The organism is Microbispora sp. NPDC004025 (assembly GCF_053604425.1).
The window spans coordinates 167,541-185,034 of sequence record NZ_JBSGHN010000013.1 but is presented as its reverse complement, the minus strand read 5'-3'; the positions used below and the strand labels follow the sequence as shown (position 1 = coordinate 185,034).

Annotated in this window: 20 protein-coding genes, 4 tRNA genes and 1 pseudogene; 14 read left to right on the top strand and 11 right to left on the bottom strand. The window is 68.7% G+C overall.

The features are described 5' to 3' along the window. The first annotated feature begins 27 nt into the window (after window positions 1-27). Both ACWEQG_RS28810 and ACWEQG_RS28805 read left to right on the top strand, forming a co-directional pair. Window positions 28-252, top strand: coding sequence for a type II toxin-antitoxin system VapB family antitoxin (locus tag ACWEQG_RS28810; RefSeq protein ID WP_452289448.1), 225 nt, complete (start codon window positions 28-30; stop codon window positions 250-252). Continuing rightward, window positions 249-650: a PIN domain-containing protein gene (locus ACWEQG_RS28805; RefSeq protein ID WP_452289446.1), complete on the top strand. Its 402-nt coding sequence runs from the start codon at window positions 249-251 to the stop codon at window positions 648-650. The genes ACWEQG_RS28810 and ACWEQG_RS28805 overlap by 4 nt, the downstream gene beginning before the upstream one ends. A 38-nt stretch (window positions 651-688) precedes the next feature. Here the strand turns inward: ACWEQG_RS28805 and ACWEQG_RS28800 are convergent, their stop codons facing one another. From ACWEQG_RS28800 to ACWEQG_RS28775, 6 genes are all read right to left on the bottom strand, one after another. Next, complete coding sequence (locus tag ACWEQG_RS28800) at window positions 689-1,486, bottom strand: barstar family protein (protein WP_452289444.1); 798 nt, start codon at window positions 1,484-1,486, stop codon at window positions 689-691. Window positions 1,487-1,585: 99 nt separating this feature from the next. After that, window positions 1,586-1,662: transfer RNA gene (locus ACWEQG_RS28795), tRNA-Phe, on the bottom strand. A gap of 20 nt (window positions 1,663-1,682) precedes the next feature. Beyond that, a tRNA-Asp gene (locus tag ACWEQG_RS28790) sits at window positions 1,683-1,757 on the bottom strand. Between the two features lie 110 nt (window positions 1,758-1,867). Further along, a tRNA-Glu gene (locus ACWEQG_RS28785) sits at window positions 1,868-1,940 on the bottom strand. Further along, window positions 1,941-3,572 (bottom strand): metallophosphoesterase family protein, encoded by a 1,632-nt coding sequence (locus ACWEQG_RS28780; protein WP_452289442.1) that lies wholly within the window; start codon window positions 3,570-3,572, stop codon window positions 1,941-1,943. It lies immediately after the preceding tRNA gene. A 57-nt stretch (window positions 3,573-3,629) separates the two neighbouring features. After that, entirely contained in the window at window positions 3,630-4,265 is a 636-nt protein-coding gene (locus ACWEQG_RS28775) for a TetR/AcrR family transcriptional regulator C-terminal domain-containing protein (protein ID WP_452289440.1), read from the bottom strand. 68 nt (window positions 4,266-4,333) lie between these two features. Between ACWEQG_RS28775 and ACWEQG_RS28770 the strand changes: the two genes are divergently transcribed. From ACWEQG_RS28770 to ACWEQG_RS28755, 4 genes are all read left to right on the top strand, one after another. Then, window positions 4,334-5,281 (top strand): ATP-binding cassette domain-containing protein, encoded by a 948-nt coding sequence (locus tag ACWEQG_RS28770; protein WP_452289438.1) that lies wholly within the window; start codon window positions 4,334-4,336, stop codon window positions 5,279-5,281. Next, the gene (locus tag ACWEQG_RS28765) at window positions 5,278-6,108 is read left to right on the top strand and encodes an ABC transporter permease (RefSeq protein ID WP_452289436.1); all 831 of its coding nucleotides are present in this window, start codon (window positions 5,278-5,280) and stop codon (window positions 6,106-6,108) included. The genes ACWEQG_RS28770 and ACWEQG_RS28765 overlap by 4 nt, the downstream gene beginning before the upstream one ends. 12 nt (window positions 6,109-6,120) lie before the next feature. Continuing rightward, a complete protein-coding gene (locus tag ACWEQG_RS28760; RefSeq protein WP_363461756.1) occupies window positions 6,121-6,462 on the top strand; it encodes a metallopeptidase family protein in 342 nt (113 codons plus the stop codon). 182 nt (window positions 6,463-6,644) lie between these two features. Next, the gene (locus tag ACWEQG_RS28755; RefSeq protein ID WP_452289434.1) at window positions 6,645-7,934 is read left to right on the top strand and encodes an MFS transporter; all 1,290 of its coding nucleotides are present in this window, start codon (window positions 6,645-6,647) and stop codon (window positions 7,932-7,934) included. Window position 7,935: 1 nt separating this feature from the next. Here the strand turns inward: ACWEQG_RS28755 and ACWEQG_RS28750 are convergent, their stop codons facing one another. After that, window positions 7,936-8,367, bottom strand: coding sequence for a PspC domain-containing protein (locus ACWEQG_RS28750; protein ID WP_452289432.1), 432 nt, complete (start codon window positions 8,365-8,367; stop codon window positions 7,936-7,938). Between the two features lie 86 nt (window positions 8,368-8,453). Between ACWEQG_RS28750 and ACWEQG_RS28745 the strand changes: the two genes are divergently transcribed. Together ACWEQG_RS28745 and ACWEQG_RS28740 are read left to right on the top strand one after the other, a co-directional pair. Continuing rightward, window positions 8,454-9,611: an acyl-CoA dehydrogenase family protein gene (locus ACWEQG_RS28745; RefSeq protein WP_363461762.1), complete on the top strand. Its 1,158-nt coding sequence runs from the start codon at window positions 8,454-8,456 to the stop codon at window positions 9,609-9,611. A 133-nt stretch (window positions 9,612-9,744) separates the two neighbouring features. Then, a tRNA-Lys gene (locus tag ACWEQG_RS28740) sits at window positions 9,745-9,816 on the top strand. An 88-nt stretch (window positions 9,817-9,904) separates the two neighbouring features. Here ACWEQG_RS28740 and ACWEQG_RS28735 read toward each other — a convergent pair. Continuing rightward, a complete protein-coding gene (locus ACWEQG_RS28735; RefSeq protein ID WP_452289430.1) occupies window positions 9,905-10,633 on the bottom strand; it encodes a tyrosine-type recombinase/integrase in 729 nt (242 codons plus the stop codon). Window positions 10,634-10,849: 216 nt separating this feature from the next. Between ACWEQG_RS28735 and ACWEQG_RS28730 the strand changes: the two are divergent. From ACWEQG_RS28730 to ACWEQG_RS28720, 3 genes and pseudogenes are all read left to right on the top strand, one after another. Next, window positions 10,850-11,206 (top strand): annotated as a pseudogene (locus ACWEQG_RS28730) (hypothetical protein); the annotation flags it as partial. A gap of 216 nt (window positions 11,207-11,422) precedes the next feature. After that, the gene (locus ACWEQG_RS28725) at window positions 11,423-12,037 is read left to right on the top strand and encodes an HAD family hydrolase (RefSeq protein ID WP_452289604.1); all 615 of its coding nucleotides are present in this window, start codon (window positions 11,423-11,425) and stop codon (window positions 12,035-12,037) included. Between the two features lie 42 nt (window positions 12,038-12,079). Further along, window positions 12,080-12,421: a VOC family protein gene (locus tag ACWEQG_RS28720; protein WP_452289428.1), complete on the top strand. Its 342-nt coding sequence runs from the start codon at window positions 12,080-12,082 to the stop codon at window positions 12,419-12,421. A 21-nt stretch (window positions 12,422-12,442) separates the two neighbouring features. Here the strand turns inward: ACWEQG_RS28720 and mltG are convergent, their stop codons facing one another. Next, the gene (mltG, locus tag ACWEQG_RS28715) at window positions 12,443-13,387 is read right to left on the bottom strand and encodes an endolytic transglycosylase MltG (protein ID WP_452289426.1); all 945 of its coding nucleotides are present in this window, start codon (window positions 13,385-13,387) and stop codon (window positions 12,443-12,445) included. Further along, window positions 13,384-13,896 (bottom strand): SigE family RNA polymerase sigma factor, encoded by a 513-nt coding sequence (locus ACWEQG_RS28710; RefSeq protein WP_452289424.1) that lies wholly within the window; start codon window positions 13,894-13,896, stop codon window positions 13,384-13,386. The genes mltG and ACWEQG_RS28710 overlap by 4 nt, the downstream gene beginning before the upstream one ends. Before the next feature lie 14 nt (window positions 13,897-13,910). On the opposite strand from ACWEQG_RS28710, the gene ACWEQG_RS28705 reads away from it, so the two are divergent. From ACWEQG_RS28705 to ACWEQG_RS28695, 3 genes are all read left to right on the top strand, one after another. Further along, window positions 13,911-14,162 carry a hypothetical protein gene (locus ACWEQG_RS28705; RefSeq protein ID WP_452289422.1) on the top strand — a complete coding sequence of 84 codons (252 nt, stop codon included), beginning with the start codon at window positions 13,911-13,913 and terminating at the stop codon, window positions 14,160-14,162. Window positions 14,163-14,166: 4 nt separating this feature from the next. Beyond that, window positions 14,167-14,631, top strand: a complete 465-nt coding sequence (locus ACWEQG_RS28700) for a hypothetical protein (protein ID WP_452289421.1) — start codon at window positions 14,167-14,169, stop codon at window positions 14,629-14,631. A gap of 560 nt (window positions 14,632-15,191) precedes the next feature. Beyond that, entirely contained in the window at window positions 15,192-15,494 is a 303-nt protein-coding gene (locus tag ACWEQG_RS28695; protein WP_452289419.1) for a hypothetical protein, read from the top strand. A gap of 81 nt (window positions 15,495-15,575) precedes the next feature. On the opposite strand, the gene ACWEQG_RS28690 is transcribed toward ACWEQG_RS28695, so the two are convergent. Continuing rightward, window positions 15,576-17,426, bottom strand: coding sequence for an ABC transporter ATP-binding protein (locus tag ACWEQG_RS28690; RefSeq protein ID WP_452289417.1), 1,851 nt, complete (start codon window positions 17,424-17,426; stop codon window positions 15,576-15,578). Between the last annotated feature and the right edge of the window lie 68 nt (window positions 17,427-17,494).

Here is a 17,494-nt window from a genome sequence, read left to right as displayed (position 1 = left end):
TTTATATATACGAGCGTGGCGGTGCCCATGACCAAGACCCTGATCGACCTCGATGACGAGGCCCTGGCCGAGGCCGCGAAGCTGCTCGGCACTTCTTCCAAGAAAGACACGGTCAACGCCGCTCTACGAGAGATCGTCGACCGACGCAGACGTGCAGCCGCCATAGCTCGTATGCGCGAAATGGTGGCTGAGGGAGAGATCGATTTCTCGGTCGTCGAGAAGGGTGACAGCGCACAACAGGCTGTGACGTGACAGAGCTCTACCTCATCGACACCAGTGCCTTAGTCCGCTTCTACCGCGGTCAGGTGGGTGCGGAATGGGATATCACGGTTTCCGCCGGGCTTGTCGGCATCTGCGAGCCGATCAGGCAGGAGTACCTCAGAGCAGTCGGCGGCCGGCCGGCCTTCTACGAAGCCGACAGCCTGCTTCGGGAGACCTTTCCGTACTACTTCATTCCCGAATCGGCTTGGGACGAGACAAGTCGGCTGCAGCGCGAACTCGCTGACAGGGGATGGCACCAGTGTGCCTCTCCCGTCGATCTCCTCATGGCGGTAACGGCTCGCCATCACAAGCTCACCGTGTTGCATGCAGACGCCGATTTTGACGCCATCGCCCGCCTAACCGGGCAACCGGTGCGCTGGATCAGCTGACTGAACCGGAAGTAAGACACCCGGGCCCGCTCGCCAGATCACCTCAACACCACGGCCACATCGTGGTCCTGAAGGATGGAAAGGATGACGTCGTAATAGGTGGAGGGCTCGTCCGGACCATCAAAGGGAGTCACCAGCGACTCCCGAGCGACCTGTAATTCGTGCCAGATCAATGTGAACGGCGTCTGCGCCCCGAACCTCCCGCGCAGGCAGTCGTTCAGCGCATCGAGGTTGCAGCCGAAGTAGCCGCCCGGCCCGTTGATCGCCTCTCCGACCGCGAGGTAGAAGCCGGCCTTATCAGTGACATGTGATCCACTGAGATCATACGTACGGCCTGACAGACGATCAGGCTGTCTTGTCCGCCACCGGTCCTGAAGACGGACGATGGTCAGCCATTCCTCTCTGTCCGCTCCTGTGTAGCCGGCCCAAAGATCGGGTCTGTCTGGCCTGGCGGCAAGCCAGTGCTCCCATACATGACGTGAACTGGCATGTGGACTGTCCCACCCCCAGTCGGCGACCACGTCTACCCGCCGAGGATCGATCGTCGAGGGTCGCCAGTCAAAGAGCTCGCCCACCCAGAAATCTGCGAGTGGCTCCCCAGCGAGGTCGAGCATCCGCAGCCCTCCCACATCCAGCGGATTCCGCTGGCGATAGCGCTTGGATCCACTCAGGTAGTCGCGCATCGGCTGGGACGGAAGGCAACCCAGAAGCTCGATCGTCACGTCCTGGTCATCGTGCGGCGTCTCCACGAAGACACCTTCGGCGTCAAGGCAGTGGCCCAGGACGCGGTCGTCCTGGTCGAGCAGCAGGAACTTCGGCAGGACAGCAGCCTCCATAGGCATCACACTGTCCCGGCTGTCGAGCGACGTCGCAATGCCTGGACATCGAAAACGCCCCGGAGCGTGATCGCTCGGGGCGTTTGGGCTGTTCAAGGGTGGTGGTCAGGGGCAGGGTCGAACTGCCGACCTTCCGCTTTTCAGGCGGACGCTCGTACCAACTGAGCTACCTGACCTCGGCTACTGCCGCTGTACGCGGTCCTGACGGGACTTGAACCCGCGACCTCCACCTTGACAGGGTGGCGAGCACTCCAAACTGCTCTACAGGACCTTTATGTCCGGGGGAGCTTTCGCTTCCCCGTGTTGTTCGGCTCGCCTAGCTTACCAGCTTCCGGGAGGTCTTCGACCTTCCGTCATCCGGTGCGCTCGACGCGCTCCACGTGCCCCCAACGGGATTCGAACCCGTGCCGCCGCCTTGAAAGGGCGGTGTCCTAGGCCGCTAGACGATGGGGGCTCAAGGCTTCCGCCCTGTTCCGTGACGCCTTCCGTCGGAGACCTCTGAAGCATAGGGGACGTTTGCCCCTGATGCCAAAGCGACCGGCGACGGCGAGCCGCTGCCGGTTGCCGTCGGCGACGGCGCCTGCGGCGACTCGGGAAAAATTGTACGACCAGGGTCCGGCTCGATATGACGCTCGCACTGGATCCACTGCTCGCCGAGGCCTCCGACGGTGATGTCGTCCCAGGCCTCCAGGCGGTGGCTGCTCTTGCCGAAGTAGAGCACCGAGGCGGTCAGCGGGGTCGGCTCGTCGTGCTCCAGGCCGCGCAGACCGGCGCCTCCCGTCGACCCCTGGATCATCAGCCGGGTGCCCGAGGGCATCAGCTCGGTGGACCGCGCGTGGACGTGTCCGCTGAGCACGAGCGGCACGTACCCGGACAGACCCCGGCCCACGGTCGGGTCGTGCACCGCCACGATGTCGGCGGCGATCTTGTCCGGGGCCGAGGTGGAGGCGGACCTGGGCCAGTCACGCGGCGCCAGCTTGCCCGCGTTGGCCCGGCCGAGGTCGAGGAGGCTCTTGCTCTCGTCACCCGCCGCCTGGACGGACTTGTCGGGGGTGAACCTCGGGTCGCCGATGCCGTAGACGCTGAGCCCCTCGACCGTGGCGGCGGCTCCGTCCAGCACGATCGCGTTCTTCTGCTTCGCGACCGCCCGCTGGGTCGTCATGGAGTCGTGGTTGCCGCGCACGTAGACGTACGGGACGCCGAGGGAGTCGATCTCCTTGACGTACTCGTTCTCGGCCTTGGTCCCGTGGTCGGCGATGTCGCCGGTGTCGATGATCAGGTCGACCTTGAACTGCTCCTTCAGCGACTTGATCATGTTCCAGGCCAGCGGGTTGATGTGCAGGTCGGAGACGTGCAGGACGCGGATGGTGTCCGGGTCGGGGTCGAAGATCGGCAGATTCGACCCCGCCTCGTACAACTGGGACACGTTGGTCACCAGCTTGGCGAGCTGGCCGCGGTATTCGGAGAACTTGGTCACGATCGACTGGGCGCTGCCGACCAGGGACGGCACGCCCGTGAGCAGCCCGGTGTACCGGGGCTCGGCGATCGAGCGCGGGTTGAACGTCAGCGCGGCGACGCCGCCGAGGGCGACGACCATCGCCAGCGAGCCGGCCGCGGTCCAGGCCGCCCGGGACAGCCGGCGGAAGGCGACCAGGCCGGTGAGGAACCCGGCGGCGACGGCGAACAGCACCGCCCGCACGACGAGGCTCCGCAGCCCCGAGATGACGTCTGCCTCGATCGTCGTCGGGAGGCGGTCGGCCCACCGGGGGTTCTTGAGGATCTCCTCCGCGACCTCCGGATGCACCGCCTCGATCGACAGGTCGAGCCGCAACGGGCCGCTGTGGCTGTCGAAGCTGAGCGTGCCGAGAGGCCGTACGTCGATGACGGTCTCCCCGCTCCAGGACGGGGTCAGGGACATGCCGATGTCCGCGGGCCCGACCGGTGTGTCCACCTTGGCGCCGAAGGCCATGCCGAGCCATCCGCCGACCACCGCCGCCAGCACGACCGCGAGCACGCGAACGAGCACACGGGCGAACCGGCCGCCGACCGTTCTCCGGGCGAGCGCCCGCAACCGCGAAATCTCCATCCCTTCCTGACTACCCGAAGATGCGGCCTTTTTGGTTACCAGAACACGGTGTTCCGGTTACCGACCGTCCGCCTGAGCCTCCAGACGCGCCCGCATGCCGGACAGAATCAGCGCCATGCCGTGCTCGAAGGACGCGTCCGTCTGCGGGCCGCCGGTCTCGGCCATGACGGCGCGCACGTTCGGGTAGGGCGCGAGGCTCTCCAGCGCTCCCTCGAACAGGGCGGGGTCGTTCGTTCCCCGCTCCTGGTCGGATTGCTCCTCCAGCACGAATCCGCCGAGGAAGCTCGCGAGCGTGCCCAGACCCCACATCGCGTCCGTACGGGTGAACCCGGCCCGCAGCAGCGACTCCAGGATGGTCTCGACCGTCCGCAACGTGGCCGTGCCGGGGTGCGTGCCGGCGGTCAGGCGCGCGGTGTCGCGGTGCGACTTGAACGCGCGGCGCTGGCCTCGCAACCACTCCGCGAGCCACTCCTCCCACGACTCCCCCTCGGCGAGCGGAGCCAGCGGTTCCTGTACGGAGATCGCCTCGGCCATCTCGTCCAGGAGCTCCTGCTTGTTCCTGAAGTGCCAGTAGAGGGCGGGCGCCTGCACGCCCAGCTCGGTCGCCAGCCTGCGCAGGGTCAGCTTCTCCAGCCCCACCTCGTCGAGGAGCCGGATCGCGGTCCTGACGATCGTGTCGCGTTCGAGTGCCACGGTTGACAGCTTAACGGCGTTCAATGCATCCTTAACGTTGTTAAATTTAACTGCGTTAAGGAGATGCCGTGATCCTTGCGGAGGGAGTGCGCAAGCGCTTCGGCACGACCGAGGCGTTGCGGGGCGTCGACCTCGACGTGCCGGGCGGTTCGGTGTGCGGCCTGCTCGGGCCCAACGGCGCGGGCAAGACCACGATGGTGCGCATCCTCACCACGCTGCTGCGCCCCGACGGCGGCCGGGCCCGGGTCGCCGGGTGCGACGTGGTGCGGGACGCCGAACGGCTCCGCTACCGCATCGGCCTCGCCGGCCAGCACGCGGCCGTGGACGAGCTGCTGACCGGACGCCGCAATCTGGAGTTGTTCGCCCGGCTCTACCACCTGCCCCGCCGTACGGCCCGCGGCAGGGCCGAGGAGTTGCTGGAGCGGTTCGGCCTCACCGAGGCGGCGAACCGGCCGGTGCGGACCTACTCGGGCGGCATGCGCCGCAGGCTCGACCTGGCCGCCAGCCTGATCGTCGCCCCGTCGGTGCTCTTCCTGGACGAGCCGACCACCGGCCTCGATCCCCGCAGCCGCCTCGCGCTGTGGGACGTGCTGCGCGGACTCGTCGCCGAGGGGACCACCCTGCTGCTCACCACGCAGTACCTCGACGAGGCCGACCACCTGGCCGGCCAGATCGCGGTCGTCGACGCGGGCCGGGTGGTCGCGTCAGGGTCGCCGGCCGCGCTCAAGGCCACGGTGGGCGGCGACCGGGTGAGCGTCGCCTTCCGCGAGGCCGGCGACGTGGCGCCGGGCGTCGAGGCGGTCCGCCGCGTGCTGCCCGGCGAGCCCGAGATCGACCTCGCCGGGCGCAGGCTCGTCATGCCCGTCCCGGACGGCGCCGCCTCCCTGGTCAGGGTCGCCGCGGCCCTCGACGCCGCCGGGGTCGGCGTGGAGGACCTGGGGCTGCGCCGGCCGACGCTGGACGAGGTGTTCCTGGCCCTCACGGACGCGCCCGCCCGAGAGAAGGAGGCGGCGTGATCACCGTGGAACCTCCCGCGACGGGGACGCAAAGGCTGCTCCGGGCCCTGAGCGACACGTTCGTCATCGCGGGCCGCAGCTTCGCCCAGCTGCGCGCCCAGCCCGGCCAGATCGCCGCCGAACTGGTCGCGCCGGTCATCATGACCATCCTGTTCGGGTACGTCTTCGGCAGCGCGATCAGCCTGCCCGGCGGGGGCGACTACCGGAGCTACCTCATGCCCGGCATCTTCATGCAGGTCATGGCGTTGTCGGCGGTCGCCTCCGCCACATCGGTCGCCGAGGACATGGCCCGTGGCATCATCGACCGTTTCCGCGTCCAGCCCATCGCCCGCGGCGCCGTACTGGCCGGGCGCAGCCTCGCGGACCTGTCCAAGGACTGGCTGTCGCTCGCCACGATGACCGCGTGCGGCCTACTGATCGCGGGCTGGCGCCCGCGCGGCACGCCGCTGGAGACGCTCGCCGGTTTCGCGCTGCTCGCCCTGTTCGGGTACGCGATGATCTGGCTGGGCACGTACATCGGGCTGTTCGTGAAGAGCGGTGCGCAGGCGGACGCCGCGACGTTCGGCTGGCTGTTCCCGATGACGTTCCTGGCCAACGCGTTCGTGCCGCTGGAGGGGCTGCCCGGATGGCTGCGGGCCATCGCGGACTGGAACCCGATGAGCGCGGTCGTCTCGGCCGCCCGCGAGCTGTTCGGCAACCCCGGCTCGGCCGCCGCCTCCTGGCCTCTCCGGCATCCCGTGACGGCCTCGCTGTGCTGGTCGCTGCTGATCATCGCGGTGTTCGGGCCACTCGCCGTACGGCGCTACCGCACCGCCACCTCGCGATGACACGATGAGCACGTGATCGACGTCCCGCTGAAGAGGTTCGAGGAGCTCGTGGCCGAGGCGCTGGACACGATTCCCCCGGATCTGGCCAAGGTCATGGACAACGTCGTGGTCGTGGTGGTGGACGACCCGCCCGAGCCCGGCCTGCTCGGGCTCTACACCGGCATTCCGCTGACCGAGCGGGGCGACTGGTACTCGGGGGTGCTCCCGGACCGGATCGAGATCTACCGGAACCCGACGCTGGAGATCTGCGAGACCGAGGACGACGTGGTCGAGGAGGTTCGCATCACCGTCGTCCACGAGATCGCCCACCACTTCGGCATCGACGACGAGCGGCTGCACGAACTCGGCTGGTAGGGCCCTTTCCCCTCGTCAGGCGACGGTTCGCGTTCGCGTTCCGCGAAAGCGGATCGTCAGCGGCTTGCAAAAGTCGCATCCGACCGGCACTGTAAGTGACATGTTGACCACGGGCTGTCATATCCAGTCGTCGCGACGGACACCGGCGGACACGGCCGGCGGAGCGACCTCTGCGGAGTGAGATGGCGGCCCCCAAGCCCGGCAGGCTGTCCGGCCGCCATCGTCGTCCTCCCGAGGTGCGGACCACCTACCGGGAGGTCGCCGCGATCCCCGAGTTCCGGGCCCTGTGGCTCGGGCAGGGCATGTCGCTGCTCGGCGACCAGCTCGCCCAGGTGGCGCTCGCCGTGCTCGTCTACAGCCGGACCGCGTCACCGCTGGCCACGGCCGCCGTCTACGCGCTGACCTACCTGCCGCCCATCCTCGGCGGGCCCCTGCTGGCCGGGCTCGCCGACCGGTACCCGCGCAGGCGGGTCATGCTCTGGTGCGACGTGCTGCGCGCCCTGATGCTCGCCGTGATGGCCCTGCCCTCGACACCGTTCCCGGTGCTGTGCGCGCTGGTCTTCTGCGTGGTCCTGCTCGGGGCGCCGTTCTCCGCCGCCCGCGCGGCGCTGCTGCCCGAGGTGCTCGACGGCGACCGGTACGTCGTGGGGTCGGCCCTGCAGAACGTGACCAACCAGGCGGTGCAGATGCTGGGGTTCGCCGCCGGGGGCGCGGCGATCGCCGTGCTCGGGCCGTACCGGGCACTGGCGCTGGACTGCGCGACGTTCCTCGGCTCCGCCCTGGTCATCGTGGCGGGAGTGCGGCACCGCCCGGCGCCGGTGCGGGAGGACGGCCGGCCGTCCATGTGGCGGATGACGCTGTCCGGCGCGCGTCTGGTGTTCGGCGAACGGCGGCTGCGCACGCTTGTGCTGTTCGCCTGGCTGTGCGGCTTCTACGTGATCCCCGAGGGCATCGCGGCGCCGTACGCGGCGGCGCTCGCCGACGGGAGGCTGCCCGTCCCAGTGATCACGGGGTTGCTGATGGCGGCGATGCCGACGGGCACGGTCATCGGCGCGTTCTTCTTCGGGCGGTTCGTCACGCCCTCGGGGCGGCTGCGGGGCATGGGCTGGCTGGCCATGCTGACCTGCGCGCCGCTCGTGCTGTGCGTGATCCGGCCCCCGCTGGAGGGCGTGCTCGCCCTGTGGGTGCTGTCCGGAGTCGGCGGGGCCTACCAGCTCGCGGCGAACGCGGCGTTCGTCCAATGCGTCCCGGCGTCAGGGCGGGCCGCGGCGTTCGGGCTGGTGCAGTCGGGGCTGCTGGCCGCACAGGGCGCCGGCATCCTCGCCGGGGGCGCCGCCGCCCAGAGGCTCGGCCCAGAGCCGGTGGTGACGCTGGCGGGCGTGGCCGGGCTGTGCGCCGCGGCCGTGCTCACCATGCTCTGGACCGAGTCGCGTAGGGAGATCATCGCCAAGGTCCGGGCTGCCGCTACCTGAGTCAGGCCTGCGGACCCTGGTTCTGCGAGTCGCCGGTGGAGGACCGGCCGTACGGGTGCTGCTCGTAGCCGGGGGCCTGGGGAGCCTGCGGGGGGTAGGGGGTGCCGGTGGGGCGGCCGCCCTGGTTCCAGCCCTGCTGGACGTTGTCCCACTTGGCCTTGGCGTCCTGCCAGACGTGGCCGTCCTTGTTCTTGTTGATGAGGTCCTGGACGATGGAGGTGTTCTTGCCCTCCTCGGGGAGGAGGAGCCAGGCGACGGCGTAGACGCCGACGCCGAGGCCGCCGAAGAAGCTCGCGACGGCGAGCCCGAGGCGCAGGATGTTGGCGTCGATGCCGGTGTACTCGGAGACGCCCGAGCACACCCCGGCGACGATCCTGCCGTTCCGAGTGCGGTGGAGCTGCTTGACCGAACCGTTGGTGTTCATCTCGTTCATACCTCCACAGTGCCTGTCCGGGGGGTGGGCGCACATCGGGATTCCCCCTGGCCCTACCCCGAGGGGGCCCGGATACCCTGACGGACATGGACGACCTCCTCGAACTCGACGACCAGCTCGACCCCGAGCACCGCATGATCAGGGACTCCGTCAGGGAACTCGTCTCCGACAAGGTCCTGCCCCATGTCGGCGAGTGGTTCGAGCAGGGCACCTTCCCCGCCCGCGAGCTCGCCCCGGTCCTGGGCTCGCTCGGCCTGCTCGGCATGCACCTGGAGGGGTACGGCTGCGCCGGGCTGGACGCCGTCTCGTACGGCGTGGCCTGCCGGGAGCTCGAGGCGGGCGACTCGGGGTTGCGGTCGTTCGTGTCCGTCCAGGGGTCGCTGGCGATGTTCCCCATCTGGAAGTACGGCTCGGACGAGCAGAAGGAGGAATGGCTGCCCCGGCTGGCCTCAGGGGAGGCCATCGGCTGCTTCGGCCTGACCGAGCCCGACCACGGGTCCGACCCCGCGGGCATGCGCACCACCGCCAAGCAGGACCCGTCCGGCGACTGGATCCTGAACGGCGCCAAGATGTGGATCACCAACGGCTCGATCGCCGACGTGGCGGTCGTGTGGGCGCAGACCGACGAGGGCATCCGGGGGTTCGTCGTCCCCACCTCGACGCCGGGCTTCTCCGCCCCTGAGATCCACCGGAAGCTGTCCCTGAGGGCCTCGGTCACCTCCTCTCTGTACTTCGACGACGTACGGCTGCCCGCCTCCGCGGTCCTGCCGGGCGTCGTGGGCCTGAAGGGCCCGCTGTCGTGTCTCACGGAGGCGCGATTCGGCATCCTGTGGGGCGTCGTCGGCGCGGGCCGGGCCTGCCTGGAGGCGGCCGTGGACTACGCCACCACGCGGGTGCAGTTCGGCAAGCCGATCGGCGGGTTCCAGCTCACGCAGGAGAAGCTGGCCTGGATGGCGGTCGCACTCGGCCAGGCCGGGCTCACCGCCCTCCACCTCGGCCGGCTCAAGGACGCCGGGAAGCTGAAGCCCACCCAGGTCAGCTTCGGCAAACTCGCCAACGTCCGGGCCGCGCTGGACATCGCCCGCCAGGCGCGTACTGTGCTGGGAGCCAACGGCGTCACGCTGGAGTACCCCGTCATCAGGCACATGACCAACCTGGAGTCCGTGCTCACGTACGAGGGCACCCAGGAAGTGCACCTGCTCACGCTGGGCAAGGCGCTCACGGGTCTCGACGCCTTCCGCTGACGCCTCCGGTCGCCCCGGCGGGGCGATCAGGGACAATGGCGTCGCCGAAGACGCGGTACTCTCTGTACCCTGCATTGTGGGGAGTGTTCCGCGGATCACACCGCGACGCGGCGGGTCCGAGGAGCATGACCACGGGGTGCTAGCTCAATGGCAGAGCTGCGGACTTTTAATCCGTCGGTTCAGGGTTCGAGTCCCTGGCGCCCCACCCTCAATGAGCTGGGCAGACTCCCGAATCGTGATCGTTCGGAAGCCTGCCCGGTTGCATTTCCGGTTGCAGTTGTGCAGTCGCCGGTTCACTCGTCCCACAGCGCCCGGCCCATCCGCGCCATGGCGTCGCCGGCCAGGTTCTCGGTGACGTGGGTGTAGCGCTTCGTCGTGGTGAGCTGGGAGTGGCCGAGGATCACCTGAACGACTCGCATGTCTATCCCCTGCTCCAGGAGCAGCGTCGCCGCCGTGTGCCGGGCGTCGTGGACCCTGGCGTCCTTCTCGACCTCGGCCAGGCGGAGCAGTTCCTTCCATTCCTCCCAGTCCTGCCGAGAGTCGATCGGGCTGCCGTCCGGCTCGCACCAGACGAGATCTCGGTCCTGCCACTTCTCCCCCGCCGCCGCCCGTTCGGGTTCCTGGGCTTCACGGTGCAGCTTGAGGAGCGGGATCAACGGCGGAGGAAGCGGAACCACGCGCCTGCTCTTGCCCTTGGGCTTCACGAAGGTCCATCCGCCGACGCGCTGAGGGCATGAGGGGGCGTGCTTGGTGCAGCCGGGTTCGCAGAAGTTCGGGCACCTGCCGCCGTGCCGGTCGCAGGAGGCCGGGCACCGCTGCTTGACGCAGGTGTGCCGCCGCCCGGACGTCCGCTTCGCCTCGGGGCAGTCGGCCGGGCACGGGTACCGGTGGAGGGCGGCCCCGCAGGCGTGCGGATCTGCGCAGCCGTGCCGGTAACGCTCGTGCTTGATCTGCCAGAAGATCCGGAGCTGTCCCCGCTTGAGGTCCACGTACTTCCACCGCAGACCGAGCGCGAGCGCCACAACCAGCGGCGTAGTGAGAGGAGCGCGTACCGGCAACGGACCACTACCAGCTGCAGGTCGCCGAATTCGCCCGTGCCGTGCTCGACGGCGGGCCGGCTCCCGCGACTGTCTCCCACTCGCGGCGTGTGGCGCATCGGCGAAGCCCTGGTCGCCTCGGCAGCCATGGAAGGCGCCGTCGTGTCCACGCGGACGGTGAAGACAGCACGGTGACACCGGATGCCGGCACCAGACAGGGGACGCCGTGATGGAGACCGAACGGTGAGCATCGTCACGACGCTCCGTTCCGGGCGTCTCGTCCTCGCGGCGCTCCTCGCCTCGGTGTGCGGGCTGCTGTTCGGGTACGGCACCGGAGTGATCGCCGGCGCGCTGCCTCTGACCGCAGCGGAACACAACCTGCCCCCGGGTCCAGGGGATGGCGGTGTCGCTCGTCGCGGGGAGGTTCCTCGTCTGGCTCGATCTGGGGGCGACGTATATCCGCGATCGGTACGCGCGACCTTGATGAGCCTGGCCACCGCGGTGCACTGGGCGGCGGACTTCCTGGCGGCGACCACGTTCCTTCCGATGGCCCAACGGCTCTCCCTCGCCGGTGCCTTCACCGTGTACGCGGCCATCACCGCCGTCTCCGTCGCCGTCCTGTGTGGAGGACGATGCCGGAGACACGAGGCCGTACGTTCTCGGAGGCCGGAGCCGGACCTGTGCGGAGCGGGGGCCAGCGCCGTGACCATTGATCGTCAAGACGCCCACGGTGCGAGGATGAGAGCCGATCACCCTCGCGGGAAGGCGGACGACGTGTTGCCTGAACTCCATCCGGGAGACGCCGGCGCCCTGCTCTTCGACTGGGACGGAACGCTGGTAGACACCCAGCGGGCGAACTATCTCGCGATGGCCAGAGCGCTGAAGGAGGAGGGCGTGCGGCTGGACCAGAAGTGGTTCGACGCGCGCACCGGCCTATCCTCCGCCGAGATGATCTGTCTGCTGGCACGCGAGGGCGGCCTCCGGCTCCGACGGACCGTGGAGGAGATCGTGGCGGACCGTGACGAACGGTTCCTGCGGACGGCGCACGAGATCCGCGTCCACCCGGAGATCGAGGCGGTGGTCTCCTCCTTTCACGGCAGGCTGCCCATGGCGGTAGCCTCCGGCGGCGCCCGGAAAGTGATCGAGACGACGCTCCGCCACCTGCCGATCCGCCACCGGTTCGCCACCCTGGTCACCCGCGACGACGTCGAACGGGGCAAGCCCGCGCCGGACATCTTCCTGCACGCGGCGAAGCTGCTGAGGGTCCCTCCACATCGCTGCACCGTGTACGAGGACAGCGACGAAGGCATCGCCGCTGCCCACGCGGCTGACATGGCGGTCATCGACGTCCGGCCGATCATCCGCCGGCCGGGCGACTCGAGCGCCTGAGCCTGCCCTCGGCATCCCCTCCGGAATTCATACGATCACGTCATGACCCTTGACCTGTTTGCGGGAATCCCGGTGGCCGACTACACGGTGGCACTGGGGTGGTATGAACAGCTGCTGGGTTCGCCGCCGGCGTTCTTCCCGAACGACACGGAGGCCGTGTGGGAGCTGGCGGAGCATCGATACGTGTTCATCGAGCGACGGCCCGAGCATGCCGGCCACGCCATGCACACGATCTTCGTCGATGACCTCGATGCGATCGTCGCGCAAATCGCCGATCGAGGACTGGACCCGGTGGAGCAGGAGACCTACTCGAACGGCGTGCGCAAGACCACGTACCGCGATCCCGACGGGAACGAGATCGGATTCGGCGGCGCTCCGTCATGACGGGCCCGGCGCGCCACTCGCTCAGCCGGTCTTCAGGTTCTTCTTGTGCTCCTCGATGAGCTTGACGAACTCGGAGTGGGTGTCGGCGAACTTCATGACGCCCTTCTTCGGGTCGGTCACCACGAACCACAACCAGCGACCGGAGGCCGGGTTCAGGGCAGCCTCGATGGCGTCCGCGCCCGGGTTGCAGATGGGACCGGGCGGCAGGCCGAGGCGTGCGTAGGTGTTGTACGGCGACCGGCTCTTGAGGTCCTCGTTCGAGGCCCTGCTGCCGAACTTGTTCAGGCCGTACAGAACCGTGCTGTCCATCTGCAGCCTCATCTCGGGCGTGCGGTTCAGCCGGTTGTAGACAACTCGCGCAACCTTGGGCATGTCGCGCTTGTCGCGCGACTCGGCCTGCACGATGCTGGCGATGGTCATGATCTCCGAGGGCGTACGGCCGAGACGCCTGGCGCCTTCCACCAGGCCGGTGTCCTCGGCGACGCTCCTGAAGCGTGTCACCATCGCGGCGAGGACCTTCTCCGGGCTCGACGTGGACGAGACGTCGTAGGTCCCGGGGAAGGCGAATCCTTCCAGGGCACCCTTGGCGTACGCGGGAAGGCCGAGCGCCGCACCGTCCTCGGCGGCCCGCTCGAACTCCTCCAACGGCTTGCCGGTGGCGGCCGACAGATCCGTCAACACCCTGGAGAGCCGCAGTCCTTCGTGCACCGTGATCCGGTTAGCCGTGCGCGTCTCGCCGGGGCCCTGCCCGGTGAGAACCTCGGGGGCCGCCGTACGCGAGGACAGGCCCTGGACCGCGAGCGTGGATCCGACCGCCAGCACGGTGACGGTCGCCGCCGACGCCAGCGCGAGGCCGCGGCGACGGGATCGGCCCCCGTCGACGCGGAGGAACCGGCCCGGCGGGGGTGGCTGCTCCTCGTGGGCCATCTCGGAGAGGGTCTCGCGCAGCAGATCCTCGATGTTCATCCGAACTCCCTCACGGTGCTCAGTTCGGGCGCCGCCTTCTTCAGACGCTCCAACGACCGGTAGATCTGGCTACGGACCGACCCCACCCCGACGCCGAGCAATCGGGCGATCTCGGTCTCCGACAGGTCCTCGAAATAACGGAGCACGAGCATGGTCCGCTGCCGGGGCGTGAGCCGGGCGAGAGCCGTACGCATCACCAGGCGAAGGTCCACCATCTCGGCGTGCTCACCGCCGATCCGGTCGGGCAGCCATGCGGTGGGCACTTCCGCGACGCGGGAACGGCGCCGCCACCGGCTCACCTGCTCGTGGTACATGACGCGGCGGACGTAACCCTCGATCGACGCGGGATCGCGCAGGCCGCGCCACTTCGCGGCCGTCTTCGCCAACGCCGACTGCACCAGGTCCTCGGCGGCGTGCCGGTCACCGGTCAGCAGGTACGCGGTGCGGAACAGCGCCCCTGATCGATCGATGACGAAGGCCCGGAAGTCCTCCTCGAATCCTGGATCCACCTGTCCTCCTCGCGGTGTCACCAGCCAAGGACGCGGACACGGCGCCGATCTATGCCGGCCCGGCTGAATCGATCCGCAGCAAGGGCCGCATCCCTGACCTGCATGAGCATCGGTTCGCTCCGGCGCTCGCCGAACTACGTACCGGCGTCCGGCTGGAACCCGGCCACCTCCGGCCTGGCGGCTTACCTCATCGCGCCTCCATCGCCCATTACTACGAAAGCCCTGAAGGCACATCCCCGAGGCTCGCGCGGCGCGTGAGAGAGTGACCATGTGGTCGCCCACCCGCCTGAATCCGTCAACCGCTGGCTCTCGGTGTGGGATGTGAACAGTTTCTACGCCCGTCAGCCCGAGCAAGGCGAAGGGCGGTGGCTGTGGGCGCAGACGGCCATGTACGCGCTCGCGAGAGCCGAGGCCGCGGGTTTGGACGCCATTTCTGCCAACGCGCGCAGATTCCACCTGCGCGCGTTTCTTATCGAGAACGTCGGCTCCACAGACGAACCGCTTTTCAACCCGGCTGCCCTCGCCGTGGACATCCTTGCGGCTCTCCCCCTGCGACTGGAGGACGCCGCAGAGTGGGTCACCACCTGGCGGCAGCGGCCACACGCGGAGATCCTGGCCCTCCGCCAGTGCAAGAACCTGTTGGCCCCGGCCCAGGCCATCCGTGGCCATCTGTCAGTGACGCCCACAGCAGAAGCGCTCGATCAGTGGCTGGCTCTCCGCGAGCGACTTCCCTGAACGCCCCAAGCCTCCGGGAAAGCGGATCGAAAATCTGTCGCTCCTGCTGCATGATCGGCCTACTCTGACCGTATGGCCTCTGGAAAGACGTCTTTCGTCTGTTTGCCGTGCCGTGCCTCGTACAAGCAGCCATATCCAGGCCCGGACCTCGACGATCGGCGCTGCCCCCGGTGTGCCCAGCCGCTCATCCATGTCGGCTCCGCCTTCGCGGCTCCACGTCGTAGGGACAGCGCAGGCTGGCGGACCCTTTCGGTGCTGCTGCACGCGGGTGTCCGCTTCAACAAGAGTTGTTGCGGGGGCCCTGGGTTCCGCCCGCGCTCGCTCAGCGAGGTGCGCGCACGTATGACGTTCGCCCGGAGAACCGGAGAACCTTTCTCCAAAGCTCTGGTGCGCCGCGAACTGCCCTGAACGAAAACATTCGTATGGCAGCGCCGCGCGCCGCCGCACCGCGTGAGAAGACCCGGCAATGCGGCCGAATCAGTCTGCCCGGGCATACACAGCGATCGCACGCCGCCTCTGCCGGTCATGCGACTCCTCTCGGACAGGAGGATCATCCGATCATGCGTGTGCCGGTGAGACAACTGTTATGGGGCCTAGCCGGTGTGGTCGCAGCTTTCGCCACCTATGTCGTCGTGGCGTTCTTTCTCTTCATTGCGACGTTGAGCCTTTATACGATCCCGATTCTCGTCGTTTATACGCCGCTTGTCTTCCTGGTGATCGGCGTCCTGGGGGCCGCCCTATCCGTGAAGGCGCTGAGGCGGACACAGTCGCCGAGGGTGGCGAACCTCTCGCGTCTGTCGTTCTGGTGCGGTTGGGCGATATGCCCAGCCGGATATCTCGTCCTTCTCATCTACGGAAGCTGACGACGCCTTTTCGGGTGGCTGCGGGGCACCTACCCGGCCCGTCCGCCGGTCACCCCGGGGGTGATCGGCGGACAGGCCTGCTCAGGTGACGGTCTGGGTGGGCTGACGGTCGAGCGATTCGGGGGTGTCGTCGTCGATGAGGAAGCCCCCGGACTGGTGGTGCCAGAGCCGGGCATAGGGGCCGTCGGCCTGGAGCAGTTCGCCGTGGGTGCCCTGCTCCACGATGCGTCCCCGGTTGAGCACGACGAGCCGGTCCATACGGACGACGGTGCTCAGGCGGTGCGCGACCACGAGCGCGGTCCGGTCCTGCATCAACTGCCACAGGGCCTCCTGGACGAGGATCTCGCTCTCGGAGTCCAGGGCGCTGGTCGCCTCGTCCAGCAGGAGGATGGGGGCGTCGCGCAGGATGGCGCGCGCGAGTGCGATGCGTTGCCGCTGGCCGCCGGAGAGCTTGACGCCGCGCTCGCCGACCAGGGTGTCGAAGCCGTCCGGCAGGGCCTCGACGAACTCCGTGACGTGCGCCGCCCGGGCGGCCCGGAGGATCTCGGCCTCGGTGGCGCCCGGCCGCGCGAACAGGAGGTTGTCGCGTACGGACCGGTGGAACATGGCGGGTTCCTGGGGGACGTAGGCGATGAGGCTACGCAGGTCCGCCTGACGCAGCCGGGCGATGTCCTGGCCGCCGATCAGGATCCTGCCTCCGTCTATGTCCATGAGACGCAGCAACAGGCGGGTGAGGGTGGTCTTGCCGCCGCCGGACTGGCCGACCAGCCCGATCTTGGCACCGCTCGGAATGTCCAGGTCCAGGTCCTCGAACAGGAGGGGGCCGCGGCCGTGCGCGAACCTCACCCGGTCGAAGCGGACGCTCGCGTCGGCCGGGCGCAGCGGTTGCGGATCGACCGGATCCACCACGGTCGGCGGCTCGAGGAGCAGTTCGGTGAACTGGGCCGCCTCGGTGAGCACGCTCTCCACGCGCCGGTATATCTGGTTGAACTCGAACATGATGCTGATCGCGTTCGAGTAGTAGGTGAACGTCACCACGATGGCCTCGACGCCGAGCCCGCCGCGCAGCGCCACGGCGAGGAGCAGGCCCACGGAGCTGGTGAGCACCGACAGCGGGGCGACGACGGTGTCCACCTTGAGATTGCCGTAATCCCAGGAGCGGAGCGTCGACCTGCGCTGCTCGGCGATCCTCGCCCGGTATTCCGCGGCTTCGCGTTCCTCGGCGGCGAACGCCCGGACCGTCTCCATGTTGGCCAGCACGTCGGAGACGTGGCCCGACACCAGCACCCTGGCGGCCTCGCGTTCGTCCACCAGGGCCTGACGGCGGCGGATGAGCGGGGCGACGAGGAATCCGGTGACGATGATGAGGCCCACGAGGACGAGAACCAGCAGCGGGTGATAGCGCCACAGCACCACCGAGGCGAAGACGAGGGGCACCAGCTTGGCCATGATCGAGAAGGTGAGCGTGTCGACGAACTCCTCGAACCTGGAGGAGAACCCGATGACCCGCTTGGTCAGCGAGCCGGCGAAGTTGTCGTGGAAGAACGCGGCGTCCTTGGCCAGCAACGCGTCCATGCCCACCACGCCGAGCCGCTCGATGCCCCGGGCGTCGGTGCGGTTCAGGAAGTGCAGCCCCACCCGCCACAGCGCCTCACCCGCCAGCAGCACCGCGCCGAAGCCGAGCACGTACGGCAGGAGCGCACCGACGGAGCCGTCCCCGCCTCCGGACAGGTGCCCCACGAGCCCGGCCACCGCCAGGGGCGCCAGGTAGAACAGGCAGATGTTCCCCATCGCCGGCAACGTCAGCGTGGGCACCGCGACCCGCCACTGACGCCTCAGCTCGGCGCCGTAGTAGCGCAGCACCAGCAGAACCGCCGATTTCCGCGCAGATGGGCCGTCTCCGACCTCCTCACCTGATCCGAGCACAGCCATCAGCCCCTCCCGAATGCCGGCGTCGCCGTGGCCATGCTGCCGCAGGGCCCGACGGAAGGGCGAACGAT